A 13,663-nucleotide genomic window follows, 5' to 3' on the forward strand; every position below is an offset into this window, starting at 1 on the left:
CCTACGCGGGAACGATCCTGATCCGGGCGCCCGCCGCCTCTGAGGGGTCGATGTCGAGACCGGCGGGAGACCGGCTGATCCTGACTCCGGCGCGGGCCAGCATCTCGGCGGTGGAGTCCAGGTCGCTCGATGCCAGCACCAAGCTGTAGGGGCCCGGCCCCCGTCGCTCGAGTTCGGTGGCAACGGGTCCCGGTCCGTCGGGCTGGGAGAGCGCCAGCCGGAAGGAACCGAGCCGGTATTGGCGGCTCGACGCTCCCGGCCGCTGATGCCCGCCGTCTCCGGCCCGGAGCCCGAGGGCTCGTTCGTAGAGTCGGGCGGCCTCATCCAGGTCCCCGACCACCAGGTCGATCCCGGCCACACCGGTGACCAGATTGCCATGGTCACCGGGCGGGTCCCAGGCCAGCAGTTCGCCCTCACCGGTGATCCAGTCGATCAGGTAGGGCCATGGCTTGCGCCACGGGGATCCCCCCGGAAGGACCAGCCTCCACTCCAACCGACCACCCTTCGGGTGGATCCGGTCCATCTCGAACGGACCCTCAGCGCCGATACCCAGGCCTCGCAGGCCTTCCACCTCGTCCTCGAGGCCGGTCCCGGCCAGAACGAAACCGACCAGCCCCGAGCCCTGGTCGAGGAACGACAGCAACTCCCTCCCGAACGGCCCCCGGGCCCTCGCTACGGCCGGGTCCTCCACCGTCAGCAGTTCCAGGTAGTCGAGACCGAAGCGGACTATGGCGTTGCGGGTGCCGAGGGAGGGATGGCGGCCCCCCACCGCCACCTCGAAACCGAGCCGTCGGAAGGCGCCCATGGCCGACTCGAGGTCGGGAACGCCGATCACGGCGTGGTCGAAGCGTTCGATCACGGTCCGCTCACCCCACCAGCGCCGGCAGCACCTCTTCGGTGACCCTCCGGAACTGCCCCGCCTCGTCGTGGCCCACCAGCCGCAGGGTGATGCTGGTCGCCCCGGCGTCCGCGAACCCCCGGATCAGATCGATGCACCGCCCGGGATCGCCTATCGCCACCCACCGTTCCAGGAAGGCGCGGTCGTAGTCCACTCCGTAGTAGGCCTTCAGGTAGGAGGCCACCTCCTCCATACCCCGCTCCCGGTCCTCGGCCACGTGGATGTTGTAGTACAGGCAGGCCTCGAAGCCCTCGGAGAGGGGGCGGCCCTCCTCGTCCGCGTACCGCCCGATAGCCGCCAGGTTGGTGGCGAGGGTCTCCGGGGTGTTGGCGGTGGTCATCCAGCCGTCGCCCATCCGGGCCACCCGCCGCAGTGCCCGCTCGGACAGCTTCGGGAAGGCGGGGTTGGGGTTGGCGGTGACCCAGATCGGCAGGGGTTGCTGGACCGGCCTGGGCAGCACCGTCACGTTATCGAACCGGTTGTAGGTCCCCTCGTAGGAGGCCTCCTCCGTCTCGGAGACGAGGCGCAGGATCTCGATCGCCTCCTCCATCCGCCGGCTCCTCGTTCCCGGATCGATGCCGAAGGCGGCGAACTCCTCCGCGAACTTGCCGCCGCCCGCCTCCCGCTGACCCTGGCAGGCCACGAAGATGGACCGGCCACCGGACAGGCAGTCGAAGCTGAGCCACTGGTAGGCGAACAGCAGGGCGTCGCGAAGGGGCATGCTCGCCATGCAACCCACCCCGAGGCCGACCCGCTCGGTGCGCGCCGCCAGGGCCCCGAGCGCCACCATGGCGTCCAGGCGGGGCTTGGCGAAAATCGAATCCCCCACCCACACCGAGTCCCACACCTCGGCCTGATCCGCCTCCACCGCCAGGTCGAGCATCTCGGAGACCGTGGACATCCCGAGCAGCACGCTCCGGTTCGACAGCGTGAGGCCGTACTTGATCCGGGTCATCCGGCCTCTCCTCTCCTGCCTCGTGAAGCCGGAGGGTACTGAAAATGTCCAATCGGCCCGATTGCCGGCAACGAAACCCCAGGTAGAGACATCGCGGGCCAACCACCCTCGTCTTTCAGCACCCTCCTGGTGTCCCCTGTCTTTGGTTCGCCCCGTTCTGTGACCTGTGCCGTAGTGGACGGCGCCGGCTCTGCGCCTGAAACAAGGGGGTTGAACATGTCACATACCCGCCGCATACTGTCCGGCAGTCACAAACACCGCCGATTTCCTGCTTTTCGACGTCGAGGAAACCGGAACCGGGATCAATTCGGGAGCGGACCCGCCAGGGGATAGCGGAACGCGTTCGGACCAAAGGAGGTGGTGGCTGGGGGATGGGCCCGCCGGGGAGGGCGTTTTCGCGTTTTTCGCGTTCTCGGCGTCTCTGGCATGGACAACGAACTACCGGATCAGGGCAACTGGTAAGGCTTGCTCGTCACCCGGCGTCCCGACCTGATGTCACATCTCCATCCTATATTGGCAAGCGAACATATGTTCGGGTATAGTCATACGCCCTTTCCCGGACGGAGACCGCGAAGGAACCAACCAACTCGAAAGCGGAGAGATGACCGCAAGCATCTTGAGGGCAGCGCCCGATGGACCGCCGGCGCCTGCGGATGCCACCGGCTTTCCGGTGTATCCAGGACGGGTGATCGGTTTGGAAGGCCCCACCGGGTTGGGACTTACCCGGATCGGCCTTTCCATGCTGTCGGCGACCCCGGCATCCTGCCGGGTGGTGGTGGACGTTCGGGGATGGCTGTGCCCGCTGGCGGCATGGGAGGTCGGCATCGATCCCGACCATCTGGCGGTGGTGCGGTGCGATGACGCCCATCGATGGTCCAGAGTCCTGGCCGTCTTGCTTGACGGGGTGAAGGTGATCTACGCCGAGGTTCCCCGGGGCGTCAAGGAATCACTGCTGCGGCGGCTCGGCGCCAAGGCCCGGGCCCGCAACGCCACCGTGATCCTGCGTCCTCTGGCGGGCAGGATCCCCTCCGGAATGGCTTTCCTGCGGCTGCGGGCGGTCCGGGTGGAGTGGGCCGGCGCCCGGGAGGGACGCGGCAGCCTGGGTGGGCGCACCCTGGTGGTCGAGCTGTCCGGCAAGGGGGCTGCGGGCCGGTATCAGGTAGTGGAGGTGGAGGACGATGGCGCGCGTCCTGTGCGTGTGGTTTCCCGATTGGTTACTCCGCAGATCGGACGCTCCGCCGGATAGGGCGGCCTTCGTCGTGGGGAGCCGGGACGGCCATCCCCTGGTGGCGGCCGCCAATGACCGGGCGACAGAAGCGGGAATCGAGGTGGGCATGACCCGCCGATCGGCCGAGGCGCTCTGCCCTTCGGCCCTGGTCCTGGCGCGCGACCCCGCCGCCGAAGCCACCCGTTTCGAGCCGATCCTCGACGCCATCGAGGATCTGATACCCAGGGTGGAGGTGGTCGAGCCGGGCTGGGTGTTCGTCCCTATCGACGGGGCGGTCCGCTATTACGGCGGCGAGCGCGCCCTGGTGCGCCGGATAGCCGCAACGTTGGAGCCCCTGGCGCCCGGAGGGCGTTTCGGAGTGGCTAACGGTCCGTTCGCCGCCTACTGGGCGGCCCGATCGGGCCACCCGACGCTGATCGTGAAGGACGAGAAGGCGTTCCTGTCCGGCCTGGACATCTCCGCTCTGGAGGTCGACGAGTTGGTCGCCACGTTCCGCTGGCTGGGGGTGACCACCCTGGGTGAACTGGCGGCCCTGCCCCGCCATGCGGTGGCCTCCCGATTCGGCACCCGAGGCTTGGAGGCCCATCGTCTGGCCGGCGGCGAGGATCGGACGGTCCTACCGCGCCGTATTCCTGACGATCTGACCGTGGAGGTCGTCTTCGAAGAACCTCTGATGCTGGTCGAGCAGGTGGGTTTCATGGCCCGCCGCCTGGCCGGGAACCTCCTGGGCCTGCTGGATCGGCACCGGGTCGCCCTCCACCAAGTGGAAGTGGAAGCCGAGGCTGCCGACGGGGTAACACGGTCACGGGTGTGGCGCAGTGCCGAACCGTTCGATACCCGAGCGCTGGCCGAACGGGTGTGGTGGCAACTCCGGGCCTGGATCGAGACGGGAGGGATCACGGACGGGCTGACCCGTCTGAAACTGTCACCCACCGGCCTGTCCGACGAGGGCTACCAGCCGGACCTGTTCGAGCAAAGGGAGGTCCGGATCGAAACCGAACGAGCGCTGGAGCGGACCCGGACCATCCTGGGTCCCGACTCGGTTCTCCGGGCCCGCCCCCAGGGTGGAAGGGACCCGGCGGAGCGGGTGCAGTGGGCCCGATGGGGCGATGATTTCGCCGAGCCGGCCCGCTCTCTCGCCTCACCATGGCCAGGAAAGGTCCCGGCGCCCTCCCCCAGCCTGGTCCCACCCCGTCCCCGGCGTCTGGAGGTGGAATGGGACGCCGAGGTCCCCACCCGGGTGCGCCTCTCCACCCGATGGGAGCCGGTGCTGGCATGGGCGGGTCCGTGGCGGAGACAGGGCAAGTGGTGGGCCGAGGAGGAACCGAGCGCCCTGTACCAGATCGTCACCTCGGCCGGCGCGATGCTATGCAGGGCGACCGGCGGCCGGACTTTCGTGGTGGGCGTCTATGACTGAGCACCGCTACGCCGAGCTGCATGCCCATTCCAACTTCTCGTTCCTGGACGGCGCCTCACACCCCGAGGCCTTGGTGGAGCGAGCCGCCGAGCTCGGCTACGAGGCGCTGGCCGTCACCGATCACGACGGTTTCTACGGATTGGTGCGGTTCTGGCAGGCGGCCCGGCAGGCCGGCTTGCCGGCCGTGTACGGGGTGGAGCTCTCGCTATGCCCCCCAAACCACGAGCCCGGCGACGATGAGGGCCCGATCTCGCCCTTCGACAGAGCCGGCCGCCATGATGCCCTCCGCTGGGAGGCCGGGAAACAGGAGCGGAGGAGGGCCGGGCGAAAGTACCGCACCCGGACGGGCACCTGGTTCGAGCCCGAGCACCTGGTGGTGCTGGCCTCGTCCCCCGAGGGGTACGCCCGGCTTGCCCACCTGGTCTCCAGAGCGCAGTTGCGGGGCGCCAAGGGCCGCCCTCTGTACCGGTGGCAGGACCTGGCCGAGGCGGCCGGTCGAGGAGACCTGGTGGCGCTGAGCGGATGCCGGCAGGGGGCGGTCCCCCGCGCGGCACGGCAAGGGGATCGGGAAGCGGCTCTGAGGGAAGCCTCCCGCCTGCGGGAAGCCTTCGGGCGGCGTTTCCACATCGAGATCTGGGATCACCGGATGCCGCAGGACGACCGGCGCAACGACCTGCTGTGGGAGGTGGCCGCCAGGTTGAACCTGCCGGTGGTGGCCACCAACAACGTCCACTACGCCGACCGCCGGGACGCCGACCTGTCCGACGTCCTTGCCGCGATCGGAGGGCGGCGGCCGCTCACCGAGCACAACGGCTTCCGACCTGACACCGATGAGCGCCACCTGAAGACTCCGGCGGAGATGGCCGCCCGCTTCCGGACCTATCCGGGAGCGGTGGAACGGGCCGCCCGCCTGGGGCGGGAACTTGCCTTCGACCTGCAGCTGGTGGTCCCCCGGCTACCCGACTTCCCGCTTCCGGACGGCTTCGCCACCGAGATGGACTACCTGCGCCATCTCACTTTTCGAGGGGCTCGCCAGGCCTACCCCGTCTCCGGACGGACCGGGGGGATCGACCGCAAAGCGATCGACCGGCTGGAGCACGAGTTGGACGTCATCGAGCGGTTGGGCTTCCCGGGCTACTTCCTGGTGGTGTGGGACATCGTCAACTTCGCCCGGTCCCAGGACATCATGTGTCAGATCCGTGGTTCCGGGGCCGATTCGGCGGTGTGTCGATGCTTGGGCCTCACCCGGGTCGACCCCCTCCGGCTGGGGCTGCCGTTCGAACGGTTCCTGTCCGATGAACGGGGCCGGCCTCCCGACATCGACCTGGATCTCGAATCGGAACGCCGGGAGGAGGTGATCCAGTACTGCTACCGCCGGTACGGGCGGGAGCGGGCGGCCATGGTCGCCAACGTGATCACCTACCGGGCCCGGTCGGTGCTGCGGGACGTGGCCAAGACCTTCGGTTTCACCCCGGCCCAGACCGACGGCCTGACCAGGTACGTGGACACCCACTCACCGGCCGAGCTGCCCCTAGAAGAGCCCCTGCCGGCCGGGCTGACCGCCGACCTGGTCTACGACATCTGCCGGCGCCTCGACGGGTTCCCCAGGCATATGGGTATCCATTCGGGGGGCATGGTGATCGCCGACCGGCCCCTCTGGAAGGCGGTCCCGATCGAGTGGGGGCGCATGGAGGACCGAACCGTCCTGCAGTGGGACAAGGACGACTGCGCCGCCATGGGGATCGTCAAGTTCGACCTGCTGGGACTGGGCATGCTGAGCGCCCTGCATATGGCGGTGGACACCGTGGAGGAAGCCCATGGGCGGCGGATCGACCTGGCCGACCTTCCCCAGGAGCCGGCCATCTACCAGATGCTCACCAATGCCGACACCGTGGGGCTCTTCCAGGTGGAGTCACGGGCGCAGATGGCGACCCTGCCCAGGCTGAAACCCGCCACCTTCTACGACCTTGCTGTAGAGGTGGCATTGATCCGTCCCGGCCCCATCCAGGGCGCTTCCGTCCATCCCTACCTGCGGCGGCGGAACGGGGAGGAGCCGGTGCGGTATCCCCATCCGCTGGCCGAGCCGATCCTGGAGCGCACCCTGGGAGTGCCGGTGTTCCAGGAGCAGCTGATGGAACTGGCCCGGGTGTGCGCCGGTTTCGACGGAGGGCAGTCGGATCGACTCCGGGCCGCCATGACCCACAAGCGGTCGGACGAGGAGATGGAGAAGCTGCGAGAGGAGGTCTTCGAGGGGATGCGGACCAAGGGCGTGACCGGCGCCGCCGCCGAGGAGATCTGGGAGAAGCTGCAGGGGTTCGCCTCGTTCGGCTTCCCGGAAAGTCACTCGGTGTCGTTCGCCTACATCGTCTACATGTCGGCCTGGTTGCGCTACCACTATCCCGCCGAGTTCCTGGTCGGGTTGCTCAACGCCCAGCCGATGGGTTTCTACTCCCCCAACAGCCTGGTGCAGGACGCTATCCGTCACGGGGTGGTCGTCCTCGGCCCGGATGTGAACCTCTCGCTGGAGGAGAGCACCATCGAGCCATATGCGTGTGACGAGGACGATGTGGCGGAGCACTACGGCATGGCCTGGCGCCGGGGAAGAGGCCCGGTGGACGACCCGATCCGGGCATCGGTGGCGGCCCGGCTGGGCCTGTCCAGCGTGCGCAATCTGGGGGAGGTCGAAGCTCGGCGGATCCTGGCGGCCCGCCAGGTCGGCGGAGGGTTCACCGACCTGCCCGACTTCGCCCACCGGACCGGTTTGCCGGCGGATGCCATGGAGGGACTGGCCGTCGCCGGGGCCTTCGGATCGTTCGGGGTTGCCCCCCGTCAGGGTCTGTGGATGGCTGGCGCCCTGGCCGGTACCGGACCCGGACGGTTGCCGCTGGTACCAGATCCGGACCCGCCCCCGCTGGCGCCGATGAGCGACCGGGAGGCTCACCAGGCCTCGCTGTGGGCGACCGGGGTGTCGGTCCGCCATCCCATGCACTTCGCCCGCCCGGCCCTGGGCCGAGCCGGATGCGTTCCGATAGCCGAAGTGCTGGCCATACGGCGGAACCGGACCCGGATCAAGGTGGGAGGGGTGGTCACCCACCGCCAGCGTCCGTCCACCTCCAGAGGCGTCATCTTCTTCAATCTGGAGGACGAGACCGGCTTGATGAACGTGGTGGTGCTACCCGAAATCTGGAGCCGGCGCCACAAGACCGCCCGCCGCCATCCCGGCCTGATCATCGAAGGGCGCCTCGAATACCGGGACGGGGTGACCAACCTGGTGGCCCGTGACTTCGTCCCCATAGCAACCGACCCTCTCCGCAGCCGCAACTTCCGGTAAGGCGCCCCACGGGAAGACGGAGCCAATAGGACCCCTATGAAGAACTATCCTCGTCCGTTCAGCGATTACCGTAGAGCCCGCAATACACCACGTGTGTAGGGAATCACACATACACGCCGGATTCGCCGGAGGGCGAGCATGCGAGATGAGGTCCGAGTAGCGATCGTCGGCGGCGGCGCCATGGGCGTCGGCCTGCTCTACTTCCTCGCCCACGAAGGCTGGACCGACACGATCCTGATCGAGAAGGACGAGCTCACCTCCGGGTCCACCTGGCACGCGGCCGGACTGATCCCCCACTTCATCGGCGACCTCAACGTGGCCAAGGTCCACCGGGACACCGCCGATCTATACAAGGTGATCGAGCAGGAGACCGGCATGCACTCGGGCTGGCACGGGTGTGGAGCGGTACGCCTGGCCCGGTACGACAACGAGGTCGACTGGTTCTACTACGTGAAGGGCATCCTGGACTACATCGGCGTGGAATGCCACCTCCTCGGGCCGTCGGAGATCACGGAGGTGGCGCCCCTTCTCGATGTCGAGCCGGACATCAAGCTGGGCATATGGACCCCAGGGGACGGCTGGACCGATCCCTCCGCCGCCACCAACACCATGGCGATCGGCGCCCGCCGGCTGGGCGCCGAGATCAGCCGCAAGAACCGCGTGACCGACATGAACCTGCTACCCGACGGGAGGTGGGAGGTCATCACCGAGAAGGGCCGGATCGTGGCCGAGCACGTGGTCAACGCGGCCGGCTCCTACACCCCGCAACTCGGCGCGATGGTGGGTCTCGACGTGCCCATCGAGTCGGTGATCCACCAGTACCTGGTCACCGAGCGGATCGAAGAGGTGGCCGCCCTGGAAACCGAGCACCCGGTGGTGCGCGACCCGCGGGCTTCCTGCTACTACCGCCAGGAACACGACGGCCTCATCATCGGGCCCTACGAGCGGGCCGACGCGAAGGAGTACGGGGTCGGGGGGATCGACTGGGACCTGACCTTCCATCTCACCCCGGTGGAGCTGGACCGGTTGCTTCCGTGGCTGGATTTCGCCGCCCAGCGACTCCCCTGCTTCGCAGGCGCGGGGATCAAGCAGGTGGTGTCGGGACCGATCACGCACACTCCCGATGCCGGCTACCTGATGGGACCGGCGCCGGGGCTGCCCAACTACTGGTACTGCGCCGGCGCCTCGATCGGCATCACCCAAGGTCCCGGGGCCGGCAAGTACCTGGCCCAGTGGATGGTCCACGGCCAGACCGAGATCAACGTGGCCAACATGGATCCCCGCCGGTTCGGTCCGTACGCCCCCGGCCGCTACACCCACGAGCGGTCGATCGACGAGTTCCACGAGATGTACCAGGTGCGGATGCCCAACGAGTACCGGGACGCCGGACGCCCGATGAAGAAGACGCCCCTCTACGACATCCTGGATGCCAAGGGCGCCCGGTGGCAGGAGGTGTGGGGCTGGGAACGGGCCATGTACTTCTCCCCCGACCCGGAGGCCTACTCCTTCCGCCGCTCCTCCGCCCATGACGAGGTGGGCGCCGAGGTGAGGGCCATCCGGGAAGGGGTCGGGATCGCCGACCTCACCGCCTTCGCCAAGTTCGAGGTGACCGGACCCGACGCCGCCGCCCTGCTGGACCGCCTGTCCGCCAACCGGTTGCCGGCCCGGGACGGCGGGATCAGGCTGGTCCACATGCTCACCACCCTGGGAGGCATCGAGTCGGAGATGACGATCACCCGGCTGGGACCGGAGCGCTTCTACCTCAACTCGGCGATCACGGCCCAATGGCACGACTTCGACTGGCTGACCTCCCACATCCGGGACGGTGAGAGGGTGGCAGTGACGGATGTCACCGACCGGACCGGCATCCTGGCCGTCACCGGACCCCGTTCCCGGGAGGTCCTGGCCGGCCTGACCGGCGCCGATCTCTCCAATCCGAGCTTCCGCTGGCTCACGGGGCAGGAGATCGAGGTGGCCGGCGCCCCCTGCATCGCCCTGCGGGTCTCCTACGTGGGGGAGCTGGGCTGGGAGCTGCATATGCCCCTGGAACACATGGTGGAGGCGTACGAGGTCATCCATAAGGCAGGCGCCCCGCACGGGATCGTCGACTTCGGCAGCCGGGCGATGAACGTGATGCGGATCGAGAAGGCCTACAAGGCGCACGGCTCGGAGCTCACCACCGAGATCACCCCGGTCGAGGCCCGGCTCGGTCGCTTCGTCGACTACAGCAAGGATTTCCAGGGCAAGGACGCCACCGTTGCCCGGCGTGAACAGGCCGAGCCGCTCAGCATGGTCCTCGTATACGCCGAGCTGGACGACGGCGACGCCGACTGCCTGGGCAACGAGCCGACCTACGACGGCGACCGCATCATGGGGATCACCACCAGCGGGGCCTGGGCCCATTCGGTCGGCCGCAGCATCCTGTTCGCCTACGTGGCGCCCGGGTGCGAAGCCCCAGGATCGACCTTCGAGGTGGGGGTCATGAACCGCCGCCGGACCGCCACGGTGCTGGCCGAAGCGGTCTGGGATCCCCGCAGCGAGCGGTTGCGAGCCTGAATTGGCCCGCCGCAGACGCGCAGGAGGACGTGCCGCCCGGGTGGCGGCGCGCCGGGCCGGTCCCACCGAGGATGAGCGGGCGGTACGCCCCGGCCAGAGCGGAGGCGCCTACCGGCCCCTGACCGAGTCCGACATGGAGCGGGTTTACGACGCCGCTCTTGAGCTGATCGAAGACGTGGGTATGGGCGATCCGATACCCGAGTTCGTGGAAGCCGTCACCGGCGCCGGTGGTCATCTGGACGGCAACAACCGGCTGCACTACCCACGCTCGGTGGTGAAGCGGATCGTCGAGGAGGTGGCCGCCAAAAAATGGGTGTGGCACGGGATCGACGAGGACAAGAGCATCGAGTTGTCGGGTAACAAGGTCCACTACGGGACGGCCGGCGCCGCCGTGCTGATGCTCGACTACCACGAGCGGACCTTCCGTCCCAGCACCACCGTCGACCTCTACGACGCCTCCCGCCTCAACAACACCCTCGAGCACATCCACTTCTTCCTGCGCACCATGGTGACCCGCGACCTGGAGACCTCCCGGGAGGTCGATATCAACACCGCCTACGCCACGATGATGGGAACCGACAAGCCGCAGGGCACTTCCTTCTTCCGCCCTGAGCACGTCTACGAGGTGGTGGAGATGTACGACCACGTGCTGGGCGGGGAGGGCGAGTTCCGGAAACGTCCCTTCGTATGCGTCAACAACACCTTCGTGGTGCCGCCGCTGCGCTTCGCCTACGAGTCGACCGAGGCCATGGTCGCCCAGATCGCGACGGGAATGCCCATCAACCTGCTCTCGGCCGGGCAGGCGGGCGCCACGTCACCGGCAGCCCTCGGCGGATCGCTGGTCCAGGCGCTGGCCGAGTGCCTGGCCGGGCTGACCAGCGTGAACCTGATCTCCCCCGGGCATCCCTGCGTGATGGGGCTCTGGCCCTTCGTCTCAGACCTGCGCACGGGCGCCATGAGCGGCGGGTCGGGCGAGGAGGCGGTGCTGAACGCCGCGGCGGCGCAGATGGCCAACTGGCTGGGCCTGCCGTCAGGCGTGGCGGCCGGCATGGCCGACTCCAAGCTTCCGGACAACCAGGCCGGGTACGAGAAGGGCATCACCACCGTCCTGGCCGGGCAAGCCGGGGCCAACCTGGTCTACGAGTCGGCCGGGATGCTGGGTTCCCTGCTCGCCTTCTCCCTCGAGGCCCTGGTGATCGACAACGACATGCTCGGATCCGCCAACCGCACCATCCGTGGAGTCGACATCGACGACTCCACCCTGTCCATGGACGTGATCCGCGAGACGATTTCGGGGCCGGGCCACTTCCTGGGTAGCGATCAGACCCTTCACCTGATGCAGCGTGAGTACGTGTACCCGGTGATCGGCGATCGCAACAGCCCCGACGACTGGCGCGAACTCGGCGCCAAGAACGCGGCAGAACGGGCCCACGAGCACGTCAGGGAGGTCATGCGTACCCACTTCCCCACCCACGTCACCCGCGCCCAGGACGAGCAGATCCGCTCTCGCCTGCCGATCGCACTCCCCGTCGAAGAGGTCACCGGCCAAGGAACCCGCTGGCTATAGCTCCCGGTCTTACACTCTCCGGGTAAATCTAAACAGGTCGTGGCCTGTGTGTTTTGTTCCTTATAGTTCCATCCACTCGGAAACGGCAACGGGCGCCACGGGCGGGTGGCGGGAATGGACAGGGATGAGATCCGACAACACAGTCGCACCGCTACCGCCGACGAGGCGGCCCGGCCGGCCGGATCATCAAGCCCTGACCGAGGGCCCTATCCGTACTCCGCAGTACCGGCTCGACCGGTAGTTCCCTCCGGTCACGCGCCATGAGTTCAGACGGCACAGTCCCTTCGCGGCCTTCGGGCCCGAGCCGCAGGTTCTACCTGGTGATGGGCCTGGTGGTTTCGCTGGGACCGATCTCGGTGGACATGTACCTGCCGGCCCTGCCGGAGATGGCCGCCTCTCTCGACGCGTCCGATGGAGCGACGCAGATGACCGTCACGGCGTTCCTCCTGGGGTTGATGTTCGGACCGCTCCTGGCCGGGCCGGTCTCGGACGCGATAGGACGGCGCCGGCCGGTGATGGTTGCTCTGACCGTCTACACGCTGGCCAGCCTGGCGCTCGCCTCCGTGGACACGATCGAAGCCATGATCGTCCTGCGGCCCATCCAGGCCCTCGGCAGCGGGTCGTCCTTCGCCGTGGCCCGCAGTATGTTCCGCGATGTCCTCTCGGGCGACGCCTTGGCGAAGGCCATGTCCGTGCTGATGATGATCGTCCTCGGGGCGCCGATCGTGGCCCCCTTCATGGGTACCCTGCTGCTCCTCGTTGTGGGGTGGCGAGCCATCTTCCTGGTGCTGGCGCTGGTAGGCGCCCTGGCGTTACTCACCGTCTGGCGCCGGCTTCCCGAGACCCTTCCCCCGGATCGCCGCCGCACCTTGGACCTGGCGACCAGCCTTCGGGGATACAGATCCATCACACGGTCGCGAACGGCGGTCGCCTACGCGATAGCGGGCGGCTCCTCGGCGGGTGTTCTCTTTGCGTACCTCGCCGCCTCTCCCTTCATCTTCATCGACTACTACGGACTCGAAGAGCAATGGTTCAGCGCGCTGTTCGCCATAGCGGTGATAGGAGCGTGGCTGTCGCAGGTCGTCAACATCAGGTACGTGGAGAGGATCGGATACCGGCGGATCGTTCTGATCGGAACGGTGAGCATGACGGTGCTGTCGGCGGCCCTGTGGTGGGTCACGCGAACCGATCTGTGGGGGCTGGCCGGAGTGGTCGCCGCGTCGGCACTCGCGGTCTCTCTGACCCACCTGGTCGGGCCGGGCACCCTCACCGGGGTGCTGGATGGGTTTCCTCATTTGGCCGGCAGCGCTTCGGGATTCGCCACCTTCGTCCGCTTCGCCATAGGGGGAGCAGGCAGCGCCGCGGTGGCCCTCTTCAACGACGGCACCCCGGAGATCTTCGGCGTGGTCGCCGTCGTGTTCGCGGTCATCACCCTGGCCGCTATAGCCGTCGCGCACCCTTTGAGGAGTGCCCACCCCCGTATAACCGGGTGACTCCTAGCTACTTCAATTAATAGATAATTGACGTCATATCTTATTGGAAATAGATGCTTAAGGCTGCCACAGAGCAGCCATCACGGGCGAGACGTCCCGTCCAGCGATAACAAGGGGGCTACGATTTGACCACAGTGACCGAATCTTTGGTGGACGCGAAGGACGACGCGGTGAGGGGTCGAAGTCCAAACGCAGATAGCGAACGCCGTGGCGGACCT

Annotated in this window: 8 protein-coding genes; 6 read left to right on the top strand and 2 right to left on the bottom strand. The window is 67.8% G+C overall.

What is annotated here, in order from left to right; genetic code table 11:
- Nucleotide 1: 1 nt before the first annotated feature.
- Both OXM57_12535 and OXM57_12540 read right to left on the bottom strand, forming a co-directional pair.
- A complete protein-coding gene (locus OXM57_12535) occupies nucleotides 2-859 on the bottom strand; it encodes a VOC family protein (GenBank protein MDE0353508.1) in 858 nt (285 codons plus the stop codon).
- Nucleotides 860-866: 7 nt separating this feature from the next.
- Nucleotides 867-1,853: an LLM class flavin-dependent oxidoreductase gene (locus OXM57_12540; GenBank protein MDE0353509.1), complete on the bottom strand. Its 987-nt coding sequence runs from the start codon at nucleotides 1,851-1,853 to the stop codon at nucleotides 867-869.
- A 601-nt stretch (nucleotides 1,854-2,454) separates the two neighbouring features.
- Here OXM57_12540 and OXM57_12545 point away from each other — a divergent pair.
- The 6 genes from OXM57_12545 (at nucleotide 2,455) to OXM57_12570 (ending at nucleotide 13,445) form a co-directional block, all read left to right on the top strand.
- Nucleotides 2,455-3,099, top strand: a complete 645-nt coding sequence (locus OXM57_12545; GenBank protein MDE0353510.1) for a hypothetical protein — start codon at nucleotides 2,455-2,457, stop codon at nucleotides 3,097-3,099.
- Entirely contained in the window at nucleotides 3,032-4,498 is a 1,467-nt protein-coding gene (locus OXM57_12550) for a DNA polymerase Y family protein (GenBank protein ID MDE0353511.1), read from the top strand. The genes OXM57_12545 and OXM57_12550 overlap by 68 nt, the downstream gene beginning before the upstream one ends.
- Entirely contained in the window at nucleotides 4,491-7,829 is a 3,339-nt protein-coding gene (locus tag OXM57_12555; GenBank protein MDE0353512.1) for an error-prone DNA polymerase, read from the top strand. Before OXM57_12550 ends, OXM57_12555 begins: the two co-directional genes overlap by 8 nt.
- Nucleotides 7,830-7,967: 138 nt before the next feature.
- Nucleotides 7,968-10,385, top strand: a complete 2,418-nt coding sequence (locus tag OXM57_12560; GenBank protein MDE0353513.1) for an FAD-dependent oxidoreductase — start codon at nucleotides 7,968-7,970, stop codon at nucleotides 10,383-10,385.
- Between the two features lies 1 nt (nucleotide 10,386).
- Entirely contained in the window at nucleotides 10,387-11,952 is a 1,566-nt protein-coding gene (locus OXM57_12565; protein ID MDE0353514.1) for a trimethylamine methyltransferase family protein, read from the top strand.
- Between the two features lie 320 nt (nucleotides 11,953-12,272).
- On the top strand, nucleotides 12,273-13,445 hold the full coding sequence (locus OXM57_12570; GenBank protein ID MDE0353515.1) for a multidrug effflux MFS transporter: 1,173 nt from the start codon (nucleotides 12,273-12,275) through the stop codon (nucleotides 13,443-13,445).
- The last annotated feature ends 218 nt before the right edge of the window (nucleotides 13,446-13,663 follow it).

This window comes from bacterium (assembly GCA_028820935.1).
Classification (GTDB): Bacteria; Actinomycetota; Acidimicrobiia; order Spongiisociales; family Spongiisociaceae; genus Spongiisocius.

Bases quoted from the DNA above. Each gene is read 5' to 3' on its own strand.
- OXM57_12545 (MDE0353510.1), top strand. From the start codon at position 2,455: ATGACCGCAAGCATCTTGAGGGCAGCGCCCGATGGACCGCCGGCGCCT.
- OXM57_12550 (MDE0353511.1), top strand. From the start codon at position 3,032: ATGGCGCGCGTCCTGTGCGTGTGGTTTCCCGATTGGTTACTCCGCAGA.
- OXM57_12540 (MDE0353509.1), bottom strand. From the start codon at position 1,853: ATGACCCGGATCAAGTACGGCCTCACGCTGTCGAACCGGAGCGTGCTG.
- OXM57_12555 (MDE0353512.1), top strand. From the start codon at position 4,491: ATGACTGAGCACCGCTACGCCGAGCTGCATGCCCATTCCAACTTCTCG.
- OXM57_12560 (MDE0353513.1), top strand. From the start codon at position 7,968: ATGCGAGATGAGGTCCGAGTAGCGATCGTCGGCGGCGGCGCCATGGGC.